General features: G+C 64.3%; 15 protein-coding genes. 9 read left to right on the forward strand and 6 right to left on the reverse strand.

The features are described 5' to 3' along the window. The first annotated feature begins 314 nt into the window (after nucleotides 1-314). Nucleotides 315-977, forward strand: a complete 663-nt coding sequence (locus J7548_RS11400) for a VTT domain-containing protein (protein ID WP_290974695.1) — start codon at nucleotides 315-317, stop codon at nucleotides 975-977. Between the two features lie 75 nt (nucleotides 978-1,052). Here J7548_RS11400 and J7548_RS11405 read toward each other — a convergent pair whose 3' ends face one another. Continuing rightward, nucleotides 1,053-2,405, reverse strand: coding sequence for an N-acetylmuramoyl-L-alanine amidase (locus J7548_RS11405; protein ID WP_290974696.1), 1,353 nt, complete (start codon nucleotides 2,403-2,405; stop codon nucleotides 1,053-1,055). After that, nucleotides 2,369-2,845 carry a tRNA (adenosine(37)-N6)-threonylcarbamoyltransferase complex ATPase subunit type 1 TsaE gene (gene tsaE, locus J7548_RS11410; RefSeq protein ID WP_290974697.1) on the reverse strand — a complete coding sequence of 159 codons (477 nt, stop codon included), beginning with the start codon at nucleotides 2,843-2,845 and terminating at the stop codon, nucleotides 2,369-2,371. Before tsaE ends, J7548_RS11405 begins: the two co-directional genes overlap by 37 nt. A gap of 41 nt (nucleotides 2,846-2,886) precedes the next feature. Between tsaE and queG the strand changes: the two genes are divergently transcribed. Together queG and J7548_RS11420 are read left to right on the forward strand one after the other, a co-directional pair. Further along, nucleotides 2,887-3,969: a tRNA epoxyqueuosine(34) reductase QueG gene (gene queG, locus J7548_RS11415; protein ID WP_290974698.1), complete on the forward strand. Its 1,083-nt coding sequence runs from the start codon at nucleotides 2,887-2,889 to the stop codon at nucleotides 3,967-3,969. 43 nt (nucleotides 3,970-4,012) lie between these two features. Next, nucleotides 4,013-6,478, forward strand: coding sequence for a penicillin acylase family protein (locus J7548_RS11420; RefSeq protein WP_290974699.1), 2,466 nt, complete (start codon nucleotides 4,013-4,015; stop codon nucleotides 6,476-6,478). A gap of 19 nt (nucleotides 6,479-6,497) precedes the next feature. On the opposite strand, the gene J7548_RS11425 is transcribed toward J7548_RS11420, so the two are convergent. Genes J7548_RS11425 through J7548_RS11435 form a run of 3 tightly spaced genes read right to left on the reverse strand, consistent with a single transcriptional unit; the run spans nucleotide 6,498 to nucleotide 10,070 of the window. Then, complete coding sequence (locus tag J7548_RS11425) at nucleotides 6,498-7,388, reverse strand: AEC family transporter (protein WP_290974700.1); 891 nt, start codon at nucleotides 7,386-7,388, stop codon at nucleotides 6,498-6,500. An 18-nt stretch (nucleotides 7,389-7,406) separates the two neighbouring features. Then, on the reverse strand, nucleotides 7,407-7,997 hold the full coding sequence (locus J7548_RS11430; protein WP_290974702.1) for a response regulator: 591 nt from the start codon (nucleotides 7,995-7,997) through the stop codon (nucleotides 7,407-7,409). A gap of 54 nt (nucleotides 7,998-8,051) precedes the next feature. Continuing rightward, nucleotides 8,052-10,070 (reverse strand): PAS domain S-box protein, encoded by a 2,019-nt coding sequence (locus tag J7548_RS11435; protein ID WP_290974931.1) that lies wholly within the window; start codon nucleotides 10,068-10,070, stop codon nucleotides 8,052-8,054. A gap of 203 nt (nucleotides 10,071-10,273) precedes the next feature. On the opposite strand from J7548_RS11435, the gene J7548_RS11440 reads away from it, so the two are divergent. From J7548_RS11440 to J7548_RS11450, 3 genes are all read left to right on the forward strand, one after another. Further along, nucleotides 10,274-11,278 carry a TRAP transporter substrate-binding protein gene (locus J7548_RS11440; protein ID WP_290974703.1) on the forward strand — a complete coding sequence of 335 codons (1,005 nt, stop codon included), beginning with the start codon at nucleotides 10,274-10,276 and terminating at the stop codon, nucleotides 11,276-11,278. 121 nt (nucleotides 11,279-11,399) lie between these two features. Further along, on the forward strand, nucleotides 11,400-11,960 hold the full coding sequence (locus tag J7548_RS11445; RefSeq protein ID WP_290974704.1) for a TRAP transporter small permease: 561 nt from the start codon (nucleotides 11,400-11,402) through the stop codon (nucleotides 11,958-11,960). Further along, on the forward strand, nucleotides 11,957-13,237 hold the full coding sequence (locus J7548_RS11450; RefSeq protein WP_290974705.1) for a TRAP transporter large permease subunit: 1,281 nt from the start codon (nucleotides 11,957-11,959) through the stop codon (nucleotides 13,235-13,237). The genes J7548_RS11445 and J7548_RS11450 overlap by 4 nt, the downstream gene beginning before the upstream one ends. Before the next feature lie 434 nt (nucleotides 13,238-13,671). Here J7548_RS11450 and J7548_RS11455 read toward each other — a convergent pair whose 3' ends face one another. After that, a complete protein-coding gene (locus J7548_RS11455) occupies nucleotides 13,672-14,328 on the reverse strand; it encodes a VOC family protein (RefSeq protein WP_290974706.1) in 657 nt (218 codons plus the stop codon). Between the two features lie 91 nt (nucleotides 14,329-14,419). Between J7548_RS11455 and J7548_RS11460 the strand changes: the two genes are divergently transcribed. The 3 genes from J7548_RS11460 (at nucleotide 14,420) to J7548_RS11470 (ending at nucleotide 16,472) form a co-directional block, all read left to right on the forward strand. Then, nucleotides 14,420-14,929 carry a methylated-DNA--[protein]-cysteine S-methyltransferase gene (locus J7548_RS11460; RefSeq protein WP_290974708.1) on the forward strand — a complete coding sequence of 170 codons (510 nt, stop codon included), beginning with the start codon at nucleotides 14,420-14,422 and terminating at the stop codon, nucleotides 14,927-14,929. Nucleotides 14,930-14,933: 4 nt separating this feature from the next. Continuing rightward, nucleotides 14,934-15,857 (forward strand): site-specific tyrosine recombinase XerD, encoded by a 924-nt coding sequence (gene xerD / locus J7548_RS11465; RefSeq protein ID WP_290974710.1) that lies wholly within the window; start codon nucleotides 14,934-14,936, stop codon nucleotides 15,855-15,857. Nucleotides 15,858-15,974: 117 nt separating this feature from the next. Then, a complete protein-coding gene (locus tag J7548_RS11470) occupies nucleotides 15,975-16,472 on the forward strand; it encodes an aminoacyl-tRNA deacylase (RefSeq protein WP_290974712.1) in 498 nt (165 codons plus the stop codon). The last annotated feature ends 4 nt before the right edge of the window (nucleotides 16,473-16,476 follow it).

The following is a 16,476-nucleotide window of genomic DNA, read 5'->3' on the forward strand; positions in this document are numbered from 1 at the left end:
AGGTTCTTATGCATAAGCCATGCTTGTTATCGGCCGGCGCATGGCGGTTCTGAAGAGCGCTCCGCCAATTTGTGGCCCGTTTTCGTTAACGTGCTTAACGTGCCGGATGCCGGCGGCGTTCGCCGGTGTCGATTCAATGTAGTCCAAAACGGGAAGGGCGATGGTGTATGATGCTTCGTCGTGATGAGGTCATTACACCTCGTCATCCTTCCGGCAGTGTTGTCGCCAGGGCAATGCGGGAAACGCAAGGCCGTGCGGCATGGGGCACAGGCATGGCGGTGCAATCGGGGCAGGCGGGTTTTGAACAGGTTCTTATGGATTATCTGCAGTTGCTTGACGTGCTGGTCCACGTCGATAAATACCTTGGTGTTCTGATCGAGCAGTACGGTACCCTGATCTACGCAGTACTTTTCCTGATCGTCTTTTGCGAGACCGGCCTGGTGGTGCTGCCGTTTTTGCCGGGGGATTCGCTGCTGTTCATCGCCGGCACGTTCTGCGCCACCGGCGCCATGAATATCTGGGTGCTGATGATCCTGCTGGTGGCGGCGGCCGTTTCGGGCAATACCCTCAACTATTGGATAGGTTCGCTGGTCGGCCACCGGGTCTACTCCCACAGCTATCGCTGGCTCAACCCCGAGGCGCTGCAAAAGACCCACGCCTTCTACGAGAAACACGGCGGCAAGACCATCGTGATCGCCCGTTTTACCCCCATCGTCCGCACTTTCGCGCCGTTCATCGCCGGCGTCTCGGCCATGACGTTCGCCAAGTTCCAGTTGTTCAACATCCTGGGCGCGGTGCTGTGGGTGGTCAGCCTGGTGGTGCTGGGTTATTGGTTTGGCAATATTCCGCTGGTGCAGGAGAACCTGAACCTGCTGGTCATCGTCGGCCTCATTGCCGCGGTGGTACCCATCGTCATCGGCGCCCTGTGGCAGATATGGCGCAAGCTGCGCGGCAAGCGCAAGGTCAGCAACGCCTGATTTTCCCGGCCGCATGAAAGCAAAAGCCCCGGCGCCGCGCAATGCGGGCCGGGGCTTTTGCTTGATGCGAGCCGGTCAGGTCAGCTTGTTCTTGGCCAGCGGCGGGTTCTTGGCGAAATACTTGCGGATGCCGGTCAGGATGGCGTCGGCCATCTGGTCCTGGTAGCGCTCGTCGGTCAGCTTGGCTTCTTCCTCCGGGTTGGAGATGAAGGCCGTCTCGATCAGGATACTGGGGATGTCCGGGGCCTTCAGCACGGCGAAGCCGGCCTGTTCCACCGCGCCCTTGTGCAGGCGGTTGATGCCGCCGATTTCCTTGAGCACCGCATTGCCCACGCGCAGGCTGTCGTTGATCTGGGCCGTGGTCGACAGGTCCAGCAGCACGCTGGCCAGTTGGCGGTCGTGGGTCTTGATGTTGACGCCGCCGATCAGGTCGGCCGAGTTTTCCTTGTTGGCCAGCCAGCGCGCGGCAGTCGAGCTGGCGCCCTTTTCGGACAGCGCGAATACCGAGGAGCCGCGCGCGGTGGGCTGCACGAAAGCGTCTGCATGGATCGAGACGAACAGGTCGGCCTGCACCTTGCGCGCCTTGACCACGCGCTGTCCCAGCGGCACGAAGAAGTCGGCGTCGCGCGTGAGCATCACGCGCATGTTGGGATATTGCTCGATCTTGCGTTTCAGGCGCTTGGCGATGGACAGCACCACGTCCTTCTCGCGGTTGCCGCGCGCGCCGGTGGCGCCGGGATCCTCGCCGCCGTGGCCGGGGTCGAGCGCGATGGTGATCATGCGGGTGAGCTGCATGCGCGGCTCGTCCTGCGCCAGCTTGGGATTCTTGTCGGCTTTTTCCTCGGGCTGCGGCTTGGCCTCCGCCTGCGGGGCCGGTTCCGGCTGCATCGGTATCTGGGCCTGCGCCGGGTCGCGCGGGGTTTCCTTGAACCAGTCGCCTTTCTGGATCAGCGCCGCGATCGGGTCCGGCGGATTGGCCGGATAGAGGTCGATCACGAAGCGGTACTTGTATTCGCCCACCGGCGCCAGCGTGAACACCTGCGGCTTGATTTCATCCTTCAGGTCGAACACCAGGCGCACCACGCTGGGGCGGTTCTGGCCCACGCGCACTTGTTTAATATAGGGGTCGTTGGGCTGGATCTTGGCGACCAGGTCCTTCAGGGTGCTGTTGAGGTCGATGCCTTCGATGTCGACCACCAGGCGCTCGGGATTCTTCACCACGAAGTGGGTGACCTTGAGGTCGCTGTCGTTCTCCAGCGTCACGCGGGTATAGTCGTCGGACGGCCACACGCGCACGGCCAGGATCTGCGAAGCGCAGGCGGGCAGCGGGGTGATGACGGAGACGAAGAGGGCGCCGCCTGCTTTAAGGATGGTGCGGCGGCTTTTGGACTTTACAGGTTGGGAGCGAATTTCAGTCGAGCGAGGCATTGATGACCCTTGTCGGACAACGCACGTAATTCTACATCACGGCCGTGCTGTGCGAGCGCCAGGGTGATGTGAATGTCCGGCGGCGGCAACACTGTTTCCCCCTTTTCGGGCCATTCGACGATACAGACGGTATTTTCGTTGAAATGTTCGCGGAATCCCGCCTCCAGGAACTCCTCCGGGCTGGCCATCCGGTAGAGATCGAAGTGGATGGCTGTTACCATGCGTCCTGCAATTTCGACCTCATAGGGCTCGGCCAGCGTATAGGTGGGGCTCTTGACCCGCCCCTGGTGGCCTGCCGCATGCAGCAGCGCGCGCGTGAGCGCGGTCTTGCCGGCCCCCAGGTCGCCGTGCAGGTACAGCGCCAGGCCCGGCGCCAGCGCGTGCGCCAGGTCGGCGCCCAGCCTGGCGGTGGCGGCTTCGTCGGGGAGGTGGAGTTGCATGTTCAAACCTGATTTCCGATTGACTGTTTTATAACCGATTCATGGCCGATCTCGCCGCACTTGCCGTTGCCATCAAAGCCTGGGGGCGTGAGCTCGGGTTTGCCGAGGTGCGCATCGCCGACGTCGATCTCTCGCATCGCGAAGCCGGCTTCCAGGCCTGGTTGGACAAGGGTTACCACGGCGAGATGGATTATATGGCAAGCCATGGCATGAAGCGCGCCCGTCCGGCCGAACTGGTGCCGGGCACGGTGCGTTCGGTCAGCGTGCGCATGCCTTACCTGCCGGCCCGGGACGATGACTGGCGCGCCCGCGAAGAGGCGCGCGCGGCCGACCCGGCCGCGGCCCAGGTCTCCATCTACGCCCGCGGCCGCGACTACCACAAGGTCTTGCGCGCCCGCCTGCAGCAGCTGGCGACCCGCATCGAAGGCGAGATCGGCAGCTTCGGCTATCGCGTGTTCACCGATTCGGCGCCGGTGATGGAAGTGGCGCTGGCCGAAAAGGCCGGTCTCGGCTGGCGCGGCAAGCACACGCTGCTGCTGCATCGGGAGGCTGGCTCGATGTTCTTCCTCGGCGAGATGCTGATCGACTTGCCGCTGCCGGTGGACGAGCCGGTCACCCCGCATTGCGGCCAGTGCACGTCCTGCATCGATGTCTGCCCGACCAAGGCCATCGTCGCCCCGTATGAACTGGATGCGCGGCGCTGCATCTCCTACCTCACCATCGAACTCAAGGGCAGCATCCCGCTGGAGCTGCGCCCGCTGATCGGCAACCGCATCTACGGCTGCGACGACTGCCAGCTCTACTGCCCCTGGAACAAGTTCGCCCAGCGCGCCAGCCTGCCGGACTTCGATGCGCGCCACGGCCTCGACCGGGCCGGGCTGGTCGAGCTGTTCGCCTGGAGCGAAGAGGAATTCCTGAAAAACACCGAAGGCAGCGCGATCCGCCGCATCGGCCATGAGCGCTGGCTGCGCAATCTCGCCGTCGGCCTGGGCAACGCCGCCGCGTCGCCGGCCGGCAAGGCCGATGCCGCCATCGTCGCCGCGCTGCGCACGCGTCAAACTCATCCGTCGGAACTGGTGCGCGAACATGTGGCTTGGGCGCTGGAGCGGCATGGGGTAAAGTGAGTCTCCGCTAAACAGGTTCTAAAAAAACATACGGAGACAAACCATGCCAGGATTGAAACACCGGGCGGGCGTCATCGCCGCCGCATTGGGCTGCAGCATCCCCCTCATCTTCGTGCCGGCGTCGCAGGCCCGCGACGCGCAAGCGGCCAAGCTGCCTTCTTCCGCATCCACCGAAACACTGGCCATTCCCGGCCTGCAGCACCAGGCGGAAATCCTGGTCGACCGCTGGGGCGTGCCGCACATCTTCGCCGCCAGCCAGCGCGATGCCTTCTTCATGCAGGGCTTCAACGCCGCGCGCGACCGCCTGTTCCAGATCGACCTGTGGCGCCGGCGCGGGCTGGGGCAATTGTCGGAAGTGTTCGGCCCGGCCTACCTGGAGCAGGACAAGGCGACCCGCCTGTTCCTCTACCGCGGCGACATGCGGCGCGAGTGGAAATCCTATGGCCCGGGTTCGGAGCAAGTGGCGCAGGCCTTCGTCGAAGGCATCAACGCCTATATCGATCATGTGGGCCAGCACCGGGACAAGCTGCCGTATGAATTCCGTCAACTGAGCTACCTGCCCGCCAAGTGGCAGGCCGAAGACGTGGTGCGCATCCGCAGCCACGGCCTGACGCGCAATTTGCAAAGCGAAGTGGCGCGCGCCAAGGTCGCCTGCGCGGCCGACCTCAAGTCCGACGAGGTGCGTTCCGGCCTGACGCCGAAGTGGACCGCGCAGATGCCCGAAGGCCTCGATCCCTGCCTGCCCAAGGATTTGCTGAAGGTGTTCACGCTGGCCACGCAGGGCGTGAAGATCACCCGGGAAAGCTTGAGCGCGGCCAATGCCGACGATGGCAGCCTGGTCAGGCTGGCCTTGGCGACGAACCCGGAAGAAACCACCGAAGGCAGCAACAACTGGGTGGTGGCGCCGTCGAAGTCGGCCACCGGCCGCGCCATCATGGCCAACGATCCGCACCGCGCCTATTCGGCGCCGTCGCTGCGCTACATCGCCCATATCAGCGCGCCGGGGCTGGACGTGATCGGCGCCGGGGAGCCGGCGCTGCCGGGCATCTCGATCGGCCACAACGGCACCATCGCCTTCGGCCTGACCATCTTCAACATCGACCAGGAAGACCTCTACGTGTACGAGCTCAACCCGGCCAATTCCAGCGAGTACAAGTACAAGGGCGGCTGGGAGCCGTTCAAGGTGCTGCACGAGCCGGTGCGGGTGAAAGGCGGCGCGCCGGCGGTCGCCGACCTGGTCTTTACACGGCACGGCCCGGTGATCTACGTCGACAAGGAAAAGCACCGCGCCTACGCGGTGCGTTCGGGCTGGCTGGAGCCGGGCATGTCGCCGTATTTCGGCAGCATCGATTACATGCGCGCGCGTAATTTCTCCAGCTTCAAGCATGCGATGCTGAACTGGGGCGCGCCTACCGAGAACCAGGTGTATGCCGACGTCAAGGGCAACATCGGCTGGGTGCCGGGCGGGCTGGCGCCCAAGCGTCTCAACTGGGACGGCCTGTTGCCGGTGCCCGGCGACGGCCGCTACGAATGGGACGGCTTCTGGCGCGGCGACCAGTTGCCTTCGACCTACAACCCGAAGCAGGGCTGGTTCGCCTCGGCCAACCAGATGAACCTGCCGGCCGACTATCCCTACCAGGAACGCAAGCTCGGCTTCGAGTGGACCAACAACTCGCGCTTTACCCGCATCAGCGAAGTGCTGGCCGCTTTGCCCAAGGTGTCGCTGCAGGATTCGATGAAGCTGCAGAACGACGACCTGGCGATTCCGGCGCGGCGGCTGGGGGCCTTGCTCAAGCCGCTGTCGTCCGAGGATGCCAATACCAAGGCGGCGCTGGCCCTGCTGGCCAACTGGGATTACGTCGAACGCAGCGATGCCGCCCAACCGGCCCTGTACGAAGTCTGGCTGTCGCGCCATCTGGGCAAGGCCTTCAAGGAGGCCGTGCTGAGCCGTGCCGCCGCCGATGCGATGGGCGCGCCCGATACCGCGGTGCTGCTCGATACGCTGGAACAACCGACGCCGTCTTTCGGCGCCACCGACAGCGCGGCGCGCGCCAAGCGCGACCAGGTGCTGCTGTCCAGCCTGGGCGCAGCCTATGCGGAAATGGTCAAGCTGCAGGGCGGCGATGCGGCGCAATGGCAATGGGGCAAGCTGCACCACAACCTGATGGAGCATCCGCTGGCCGGCGTGGTGGACGAGGCGATGCGCGCCAAGCTGAACGTGGGACCTTTGCCCAAGCATGGCGGCGCCTATTCGCCGAACCAGTCGACTTACCGCGTGAGCGACTTCCGCCAGACCAACGGGCCGTCGTTCCGGGTGGTGGTGGATGTGGGCCGCTGGGACAACTCCTGGGCCGTCAATTCGCCGGGGCAGTCGGGCGATCCGGCCAGCCCGCATTACCGAGACCTGGCCGGGAAATGGCTGAAGGGCGAGTACTTCCCGCTGCTGTATTCGCGCGCGGCGATCCTGCGCGAGACCGAGCAGCGGATCGTGGCGACGCCGGGGCAGTAGCGTGTATGGCTGGCGCCGGTCAATGCACCAGCGTCAGCCAGAACGGGATGGTGACGGCCGACACCAGCGTGCCGAAGGAAATCAGGAAGGCGGTGGCCGGCCCGTTGCCGCCCATGCGGGTCGCCAGGATGTAGGCGCTGGAGGCGGTCGGCAGCGAACAGAACAGCACCGCGATCTGCCATTGCAGCGGCGGCAAGTGCAGGTAGCGGCCGATGAAGAAGGCCGCCGCCGGTACCGCCAGCAGTTTGATGCCGACCAGCCAGGCCACCATCAGCTTGCTTTCCTTCAGGCCCGACAAACGAAGTCCGGCTCCCACCATCAGCAGCCCCAGCGCGATCGATGCGCCGCCCAGGCGCGACAGCACCACGCCGGCCACTTCCGGCAGATGCAGCCCGGCGACTGAAAACAGCAAGCCGGCGGCGGTGGCGATCAGCAGCGGGTTCTTCGCCAGTTCGCGCAGCAGGTTGCCGCTCTTGTGCGCCAGCGCATGCACCGCCGCCGCATTGCACAACGGCACGCCGAAGCCCAGCAGCATCGCCATCAGGCCGGCGCCTTCCTCGCCCGCCATGCGGGTCGCCAGCGCCAGCGCGATGTAGGAGTTGAAGCGGTAGGCGGTCTGCATGCCGGACTCGTAGGTCATCGGCGTGGCCTTGATGAAAGGCTTGCCCAGCCAGGTCAGCGCGATGCCGCACAGAAGCGCCAGCATGCCGGTCTGCAGCAGGCCGCCGGTGACCGACAGGTCCAGCTTCAGGCGCGCGGTGGAATAAAACAGCAGGGCGGGGAACAGCAGGAAGTAGACCAGTTTTTCCAGCCCGGCCCAGAAGTGCTCGCCCCAGTTGGTGATGCGGTAGACCAGCATGCCCAGCGCGATCAGGCTGAAGTCGGGCAGCAGGAGGTTGAGGATATTCATGACACGGCCTAGGCGCGGTTATTTCAGCAGGCGCGCCAGTTCGACCGCGGTCTTGACGTTCATCTTGTCGAAGATATGGGCGCGGTGCACTTCCACCGTGCGCATGCTGATGCCGAGCTCGTCGGCGATGACCTTGTTCATCTTGCCGGCCAGGATCAGGTCCAGCACTTCGCGTTCGCGCGCCGACAGGCCGGCCAGCCGGGTTTGCACCGCATCTTCCGCGCCGGCCGCGCGCGAGCTTTCCAGCGCCTGCAGCACGCGGTCCATCAACTGGTTGTCGTTGAAGGGTTTTTCGAAGAAGTCGAAGGCGCCGTTTTTCAGCATGTCGACCGCCATCGGCACATCGCCGTGGCCGGTCAGGAAGATCACCGGGCGCCGCCGCGCCAGGCCCCTGGCCGTCAGCTCGTTGAACAGCGCCACGCCGCTCATGTCGGGCATGCGCACGTCGAGCAGGATGCACTCGCCGTCGGGATCGAAACCGGAAGGATTGTCCAACGCCGACAGCAGCGCCTGTGCGCTCTCGTAGCCGGCGGCGGCAATATTGCGCGAGCGCGCCAGCCAGGCCAGCGAATCGCGGATGATTTCTTCGTCGTCGACTATGTGAAGCATCGGTGTGCAACGGAGCGCGGCAGGGCGTTTCCGTTTGTCTCTTCCCTGATTTTTTTAGTGGGCCCCGCTTTGCGCGGGCAGCGAAAACCGGAAGATTGTACCGCCTGCCGGGTTGTTGGTGTACGTCAGCGTGCCGCCGTGGAATTCGATGGTGGTGCGGCAGATGTTCAGGCCCATGCCCATGCCCTCGGCCTTGGTCGAGAAAAACGGCGAAAACAGGCGCGCCGCGACATCTTCCGGGATGCCGTGGCCCTGGTCGGTCACCGAGACCACCACCGACTCCGCGCTGGGCGGGCTGCGGTCGAGCTCGGCCGCGATGCGCAGGATGCGGCGTTCCGGGGGCGTATCGGTCATGGCCTGGATGCCGTTGCGCGTCAGGTTCAGGATGACCTGCTCCAGCAGCACCTGGTCGCCCAGTATCGGGGGCAGGCCGGGCGGGATATGGGTTTGCAGCACCACCAGGAATTGCTGCGCCTGCAATTCCACCAGCGGCGTGATATTGTCGATCAAGTCGCCGATCTGCAGCCGCTGGCGCGCCGGTTCGCGTTTCTTGACGAACTGGTGCACGCTGCGGATCACGTGGCCGGCGCGCTGGGCCTGGGCGTGGATCTTCTCCAGCGCCGGCTGCAGCGTCCTGGGATCGGCCGTGCCTTGCTGCATCATGTTGAGCGCGCCGGTGGTGAAGCTGGAAATGGCCGCCAGCGGCTGGTTCAGCTCGTGCGCCAGCGTGGAGGCGATCTCGCCCATGCTGGCCAGGCGCGCGCTGGCCTGCAGCTTTTCTTCCTGCTTGCGATTCAGGTCTTCGGCGCGCTTGCGCTCGGAGACGTCGAGGATGGAGCCCATCCAGCCGGTCTGCTTGCCGTTCTGGTCCAGCAGCGGCGCTTCGAAGATCAGCACCGGGAAGCGTTCGCCGTCCTTGCGCTGGAAGATGGTTTCGAACTGCGGCGTGATGCGTCCGGCCAGCACGTTGGAGAAGCGTTCCTGGTATTCGTCCATCGCTTCCGGCGCCCAATAGGGCATGGGCGGGATCTTGCCCACCAGCTCCTCGGCCGGGATGCCCACCATCTTGCAGAAGGCCGGGTTGACGTAGGTGATGCGGCCCTGCAGGTCGCGCGCGCGCATGCCGGTGATCAGCGAGTTTTCCATCGCGGCGCGGAAGGTCGCCTCATTGAGCAGCGCGCCTTCGGCCTTGGTGCGGCGGTTGATGTCGCGCCACAGCGCCCACAGGCTCCACAGCAGGCCCAGCGAAAGCACGATCACCGAACCCGCCAGCAGGTTGGGCAGGAGCTTGGGGGCGCTCTTGGTGCTGTTGGTATGCAGCACCAGCGTCAGGCCGGGCAGCTCCAGCTCGCGCCGGTGGGTATAGACGTTCAGGCCCGGGCCGCCGGCGGTGCGGCGCGCCACCACGTTGTCGTCGGTGTCGGTGAGGGAGATCTCATTGTCCTGGGCGAACCACCACGGAACCATTTCGCTGAGGATGCGCGACACCGCATAGCTGGCGACCAGGCTGCCGATGTAGTGGCCGTCGCGGAACATCGGCACGTGGTAGTCCATCAGCGATGGCTCGGCGATGCCGGGCGGCACCGCCGGCGGGCTGTATAGCGGGCGGCGGAGCTGGCGCGCACGCTCGCTGGTCATGAGTGAAGGGGCGGAAAGGTTGTCGTGGGCGATGGGGAAGTCGTCGGTGGACGCCACCGGCTTGCCGTCGGCGCCGAACCAGGTGACGCGGTACAGCTCGCGGTTGTTGCGCAGCAGGGCGTTGAGGCGGCTGCGGAAATGGTCCTGGCGCAGGTGGTTCTGGATGATCTCGCGGGAAATGATGCGCATGCTTTCGTCGTCGCGGCTCAGCTGGAACCGGATCGCCTGTTCCACCCACAGGGAATCGGCGATCAGTTGCTCCAGCCGTTCGCTGGCTTCCATCTGCTGCGCCTGGCGCGGCAGCCAGATCAGCGTGGCCAGGAACAGGAAGACCAGCAGGATGGGGATCAGCCAGCGCATGGTGGTCTTGCGCCCGGACGCGAGCAGCAGCGAGGCCGGCGTGGGCTGGGTGAGGGTGGGCGGCGAGGGTTTCATGACGCCGCCAGTGTAGCCGCGGGCGCGGCCCGGCGCCAGCGCCGGGGGGGGCATGCGGGCTGCGCCGCAGTGCTTGGATTGTGGTTATCCACAGTTGCCCCATTTTGGTGAGCTATGCAGAATCGCCGGGCCACTTGGCCTGCGTGCCAGCAGCCTGAAAATTCTTATTACTAATTACTAAATTCCTGATCAGGGGAGACACCATGAAACTCAAGTCCTTGCTGTTCGCATTATCCGCGGCGGCCATCGCCAGCGGCAGCGCCTTCGCGCAGCAGCCCATCATCATCAAGTTCAGCCACGTGGTGGCCAACGATACGCCCAAGGGCAAGGGCGCCGAGCGTTTCAAGGAACTGGCCGAGAAGGCCACCAAGGGCCGCGTGAAGGTCGAGGTCTATCCGAACAGCACGCTGTATAAAGACAAGGAAGAACTGGAAGCGCTCCAACTGGGCGCGGTGCAGATGCTGGCGCCGTCGCTGGCCAAGTTCGGCCCGCTGGGCGTGAAGGAATTCGAGGTATTCGACCTGCCCTACATCTTCCCCAGCAAGGAAGTGCTGTACCGGGTGACCGAAGGCCCGATCGGCCGCGACCTGTTCAAGAAGCTGGAACCCAAGGGCATCACCGGCCTGGCCTACTGGGACAACGGCTTCAAGGTGATGTCGGCCAACAAGCCGCTGCATGCGCCGTCCGATTTCCGCGGCCTGAAGATGCGCATCCAGTCCTCCAAGGTGCTGGACGCGCAGATGCGCGCGCTGGGCGCCAACCCGCAGGTGCTGGCTTTCTCCGAGGTCTACCAGGCGCTGCAGACCGGCGTGGTGGACGGTACCGAGAACCCTCCTTCGAACCTCTATACCCAGAAGATGCATGAAGTGCAGAAGCACGTCACCGTGTCCGACCACGGCTACCTGGGCTATGCGGTGATCGTCAACAAGAAGTTCTGGGATGGCTTGCCGTCCGACGTCCGCGCCCAGCTGGAAGGCGCGATGAAGGATGCCACCAAGTACGCCAACGCCATCGCCCAGCAAGAAAACGACGCCGCGCTGGCGGCCGTCCAGAAGACCGGCAAGACCACCATCTACCGTTTGAGCGACAAGGAAAAGGCGGAATGGCGCAAGGCCCTGCTGCCGGTGCAAAAGCAGATGGAAGGCCGTATCGGCAAAGACCTGATCGAAGCCGTCAACAAGGAAGCGGCAGCGCTGGGACAGAAGTAATCCCGGCGCCGGCAAGCATGCGTTCGCCGCACAGGCGGGCGCATGCCGACAAGAAGACCTCAAAAACCAAGCTCGATAGCCGCCTCCCGAGGATGGCGGCCGCATCGAAGCAGGAGACAAAATGAAGTTTCTCGACCATCTCGAGGAATGGCTGATCGCCTTCCTGATGGCGGCGGCGACCGTCATCATCTTCGTGGCCGTGGTGCACCGCTATGCGTCCGGCCTCGATATTCCCTGGCTGCAGGATGAACTGATCCAGATCAACATGAGCTGGGCGCAGGAGCTGTGCATCTACATGTTCGTGTGGATGGCCAAGTTCGGCGCCGCCTATGGCGTGCGCACCGGCATCCACGTCGGCGTCGACGTGCTGATCAACCGCCTGAGCACGCCGTGGCGCAACAAGTTCGTGATCTTCGGCCTGCTCGCCGGCGCGCTGTTTACCGGCATCGTCGGCACCTTCGGCGCCGAGTTCGTGTATGACATCGCCCAGCATGACAGCACCTCCGAAGTGATGGAAGTGCCGATGTGGATCGTCTACCTGGCGGTGCCGCTGGGTTCTTACCTGATGTGTTTCCGCTTCCTGCAGGTGGCGTGGAATTTCTCCCGGACGGGCGAGCTGCCCAAGCATGACCACGCCTATGTCGAAGGCCTGGATGAAGAAATCAAAGGAGAAAAAGCATGAACGCCATGATCATCTTCGTCCTGCTGTTCGCGTTGATGCTGACCGGCATGCCGATCTCGATTTCGCTCGGCCTGACCGTGCTCACCTTCCTGTTCGCCATGACCGACGTGCCGATCCAGTCGGTGGCGTTGAAATTGTTCACCGGGATCGAGAAGTTCGAGATCATGGCGATCCCGTTCTTCATCCTGGCCGGCAATTTCCTCACGCACGGCGGCGTGGCGCGGCGCATGATCAACTTCGCCACGTCGATGGTCGGGCACTGGCACGGCGGCCTGGCGCTGGCCGGCGTGATGGCTTGCGCGCTGTTCGCGGCGGTGTCGGGCTCGTCGCCGGCCACCGTGGTGGCGATCGGTTCGATCATCTTGCCGGCGATGGTGCGGCAGGGTTTCCCGAACCGCTTCGGCGCCGGCGTGATCACCACCTCGGGCGCGCTGGGCATCCTGATTCCGCCGTCCATCGTGATGGTGATGTATTCGGTCTCGACCAATACCTCGGTCGGTAAGCTGTTCATGGCCGGCGTGGTGCCGGGCTTGCTGCTGGCCTTTTTGCTCGGTCTGACCACCTGGTTCCTGGCGCGCAAGAACAACTACCCGCGCCTGCCCAAGGCGAGCTGGAAGGAGCGCTTCGCGGCGTTCCGCAAGAGCGGCTGGGGGCTGTTCCTGATCGTGATCGTGATGGGCGGGATCTACACCGGCATCTTCACGCCGACCGAGGCGGCCGCGATGGCGGCGGTGTATGCCTTCATCATCGCCGTGTTCGTCTACAAGGACATGAGCCTCAAGCAGGTGCCCAAGGTGTTGCTGGACTCGGCCTCGATGTCGGCCATGCTGCTCTACATCATCACCAACGCCGTGCTGTTCTCGTTCCTGGTCACCAGCGAGAACATCCCGCAGTCGATGGCGGCCTGGATCACCGACACCGGCCTGGGGCCGATCACCTTCCTGCTGGTGGTGAACGTGCTGCTGCTGTTGGCGGGAAATGTGATGGAGCCTTCCTCGATCGTGCTGATCATGGCGCCGATCCTGTTCCCGGTGGCGATGAAACTGGGCATCGACCCGGTGCATTTCGGCATCCTGATCGTGGTCAACATGGAAGTCGGTATGTGCCACCCGCCGGTTGGCCTGAACCTGTATGTGGCCTCGGGCATCACCAAGATGGGCATCACCGAGCTGACCATCGCGGTCATGCCGTGGCTGTTGACCATGCTGGGCTTCCTGGCGCTGGTGACGTACTGGCCGGCGCTGTCGCTGTGGTTGCCGAATATGGTGTTCGACTGATGCGGGTATGACGAAGGCGGTGCTGCCGGCGCGTAACGCCGCCTTCGTCAGATGTCTGTTGAGTTGCCAAGAAGCATGTATCAAAATGTGTCAAAAATGCTTTGTAAAGCGTATTGAGTGCTGTTAAAGTGCGGACTTCGCTGAAACGGCAGGCACTGCTTCCCGCTGCGGCGATCAGGTTTGTCAGTCTTTGTTGATGTTTTTTGTTGTAATGTGCAGCGCCTCGTGCGGCAGGCTTTTCCGACACATCGGAAAGCGGCGCCGGGGCCGGACCGAATACAAGCGGGTGGTGCATAACAAACGGTATCTATACCGAGGAAACTGAGGAGACGTGCATTCGATTGAGCTGTCTAAACAGCCGGGAATGCATCAGGAGTTTTTAAAGGCGCATCGACGATGCGCCTTTTTCTTTTTGTGCCGCCGTGATGGCAGCTTCAGTCCAGCATGCGCACGCCGTGGGGCGTCATGATGGCGGCGGACAAGACCGGCCCCTCCGTCTTCGCCTGGCGCAGGGCAATCCTTTCATCTTCCAGCCCGATGGCCTGCAGCGCGGCCGAGATCGCGCCCGCCTGCGGATGCCTCCCTTCCAGTTTCACCAGCCGGCAGCCGAGGTCCGACAGGGCGGCGGCCGGATGCGGCTGGCTTTGCCACTGGATCAGCGAGGGCAGCACGCCGTCGCATTGCAGGCGGCCGTCGGCGGCGATGGTGATCAGCCAGTGCAGCGCGCCCCGGCTCATTTCCTCGGCGATGCCGGGCTTGAGCGGCATGGCTTGCAATGCCGCATGAATGTCATCGGTACGCGCCACCCAGTGCGCCAGGCGCGGCGGCGCGTCGCCGGACAGCGCATCCAGGCCGAACCAGCGCGGACGCGACGGCGCCGGTGCCGACGGATCGATCGCGATCACTTCGAGATAGAACCCCGGCCCCAGCGACATCAGCGCATTGTGCGTGCCCAGGCGCACATGCTGGCCGCCGATGCGCGGCGCCATGCCGATGCCCAGTTTCTGTTCCACCCAGGCCATGCCTTGCTCCAGCGTGGCGGCGGTCACCACCAGGTGGTCGGGGTCGGTGCGTGGCGTGCCGGTCGTCATGGAGGCTCCATTGGTTTGGGAAATGGCGATGGTATCAAGCGGCGCCCTGAATTGCTTAAAATAGCGCTGCGCCATTGCCACCGACTTCCACATGAAGACAGCCACTCCCGCCAGCCAACTGACCGATATGTTCGCCGCCGTCGTCCACACGCCGTTCGGCGGCATGGGCATCCGCACCGAAGCGGGCGTGGTGCGCGAGATGGTCTATCTGCCGCGCCATTTCGCCGAGAAGGACGCGACCGATCCGCTGGCGGCGAAAGCGGTCAAGCAGATCGCGCGCTACCTGAAGGATCCGGAATTCCGCATCAAGCTGCCGGTGGCCGATGTCGGCAGCCCGTTCCAGCAGCGCGTCTGGAACGCCGTCGCGGAAATCCCCAGCGGCCAGGTGCTGACCTATGGCGATATCGCGCGCCGCATCAAGTCGGGGCCGCGCGCCGTCGGCCAGGCTTGCGGCGCCAACTGGTATCCGCTGCTGGTGCCGTGCCACCGCGTGACGGCGGCCGGCGGGCTGGGTGGTTTCTCGCACCACGACGATGTCGACGGCTTTTATCTCGACGTCAAGCGCTGGCTGCTCAGGCACGAAGGCGTGGCGGGATATTGAGACGATGGGACGCACCACGCCAAAGATCGAAGCGCCGCCAGAGAGCCGCGACGCCATCGATGAATTCTGCGACAGCCTGTGGCTGGAAGACGGCTTGTCGAAGAATACGCTGGACGCCTACCGGCGCGATATGACGCTGTACGCGCACTGGCTGGGCCAGGAGCGCGCCAAGCCGCTGTACGCCACCCAGCCGGAGGATTTGAACGCCTATTTCGCCGCGCGCCACGACCAGACCAAACCGAGTTCCTCCAATCGCCGGCTGGCGGTGCTCAAGCGCTTCTTCCAGTTGGCGCTGCGGCAGAACCGCATCAGCGCCGATCCCTGCCTGAAGATGCGTTCGGCCAAGCAGCCGCGGCGCTTGCCCAAGACCTTGTCGGAAGGGCAGGTGGAGGCTTTGCTGGCGGCGCCCGACGTGAGCGAGCCGCTGGGCTTGCGCGACCGCACCATGATCGAGCTGATGTACGCCAGCGGCCTGCGCGTTTCCGAGCTGGTACTGTTGAAGAGCATCGAGGTGGGCATGAACGAAGGCGTGCTGCGCGTGACCGGCAAGGGCAGCAAGACGCGCCTGGTGCCGTTCGGCGAGGAGGCCGGCGCCTGGATCGCGCGCTACCTGGTCGAAGGCCGGCCGCAGATCATGCAGGGCCAGGTCGACGACGCGCTGTTCGTCACCGCCCGCGGCGGCCCGATGACGCGCCAGATGTTCTGGACCCTGATCAAGAAATATTCGCTGCAGGCCGGCATCACCGCGCGCCTGTCGCCGCACACGTTGCGCCACGCCTTCGCCACCCATCTGCTCAACCACGGCGCCGACTTGCGCGTGGTGCAGCTGCTGCTGGGCCATGCCGACATTTCGACCACGCAGATCTATACCCACGTGGCGCGCGAGCGCCTCAAGCAGTTGCATGCGCAGCACCATCCGCGGGGATAAGTTGTTGCATGATGGTAATAATGCAAGGTCCGCAATGGGCCGTTCTTGCGGCATAATGTGCGCCCATGGCGGCGCGGCCCGAAGATGGGCGAGACGCCGGACGACTGATCGAATTCCATGAGTTCCAAGAAAGAACATATCTCCGAGACCCCGGCCACGCAGTTCCTGCGCAAGCACGGCGTGGCCTTCAGCGAACATCCCTACGACTATGAAGAGCATGGCGGCACCTCGGTATCGTCGCGCGAACTGGGCGTGGAAGAGCACGCGGTGGTCAAGACGCTGGTGATGCAGGACGAGGCCGCCAAGCCGCTGCTGGTGCTGATGCACGGCGACTGCAAGGTCTCCACCAAGAACCTGGCGCGCCAGATCGGCTGCAAATCGGTCGAGCCCTGCAAGCCGGAGGTGGCCAACCGCCATTCCGGCTTCCTGATCGGCGGCACCTCGCCGTTCGGCACCCGCAAGGCGATGCCGGTGTATGTCGAGTCGAGCATCCTCGAACTCGGCAAGATCTACATCAATGGCGGGCGGCGCGGCTTCCTGGTCGGCATCGACCCGGCGGCGATCCTCAAGGTGCTGCCAGCCAAGCCGGTGCAGTGCGCGCTCAAGGACGCATAATCGG

The sequence above is a fragment of the Herbaspirillum sp. genome (assembly GCF_017744395.1).
Classification (GTDB): domain Bacteria; phylum Pseudomonadota; class Gammaproteobacteria; order Burkholderiales; family Burkholderiaceae_D; genus Herbaspirillum.

Coding starts and splice junctions, on each gene's coding strand:
- J7548_RS11400 (WP_290974695.1), top strand. CDS start 315: ATGGATTATCTGCAGTTGCTTGACGTGCTGGTCCACGTCGATAAATAC.
- J7548_RS11405 (WP_290974696.1), bottom strand. CDS start 2,405: ATGCCTCGCTCGACTGAAATTCGCTCCCAACCTGTAAAGTCCAAAAGC.
- tsaE (WP_290974697.1), bottom strand. CDS start 2,845: ATGCAACTCCACCTCCCCGACGAAGCCGCCACCGCCAGGCTGGGCGCC.
- queG (WP_290974698.1), top strand. CDS start 2,887: ATGGCCGATCTCGCCGCACTTGCCGTTGCCATCAAAGCCTGGGGGCGT.
- J7548_RS11420 (WP_290974699.1), top strand. CDS start 4,013: ATGCCAGGATTGAAACACCGGGCGGGCGTCATCGCCGCCGCATTGGGC.
- J7548_RS11425 (WP_290974700.1), bottom strand. CDS start 7,388: ATGAATATCCTCAACCTCCTGCTGCCCGACTTCAGCCTGATCGCGCTG.
- J7548_RS11430 (WP_290974702.1), bottom strand. CDS start 7,997: ATGCTTCACATAGTCGACGACGAAGAAATCATCCGCGATTCGCTGGCC.
- J7548_RS11435 (WP_290974931.1), bottom strand. CDS start 10,070: ATGAAACCCTCGCCGCCCACCCTCACCCAGCCCACGCCGGCCTCGCTG.
- J7548_RS11440 (WP_290974703.1), top strand. CDS start 10,274: ATGAAACTCAAGTCCTTGCTGTTCGCATTATCCGCGGCGGCCATCGCC.
- J7548_RS11445 (WP_290974704.1), top strand. CDS start 11,400: ATGAAGTTTCTCGACCATCTCGAGGAATGGCTGATCGCCTTCCTGATG.
- J7548_RS11450 (WP_290974705.1), top strand. CDS start 11,957: ATGAACGCCATGATCATCTTCGTCCTGCTGTTCGCGTTGATGCTGACC.
- J7548_RS11455 (WP_290974706.1), bottom strand. CDS start 14,328: ATGACGACCGGCACGCCACGCACCGACCCCGACCACCTGGTGGTGACC.
- J7548_RS11460 (WP_290974708.1), top strand. CDS start 14,420: ATGAAGACAGCCACTCCCGCCAGCCAACTGACCGATATGTTCGCCGCC.
- xerD (WP_290974710.1), top strand. CDS start 14,934: ATGGGACGCACCACGCCAAAGATCGAAGCGCCGCCAGAGAGCCGCGAC.
- J7548_RS11470 (WP_290974712.1), top strand. CDS start 15,975: ATGAGTTCCAAGAAAGAACATATCTCCGAGACCCCGGCCACGCAGTTC.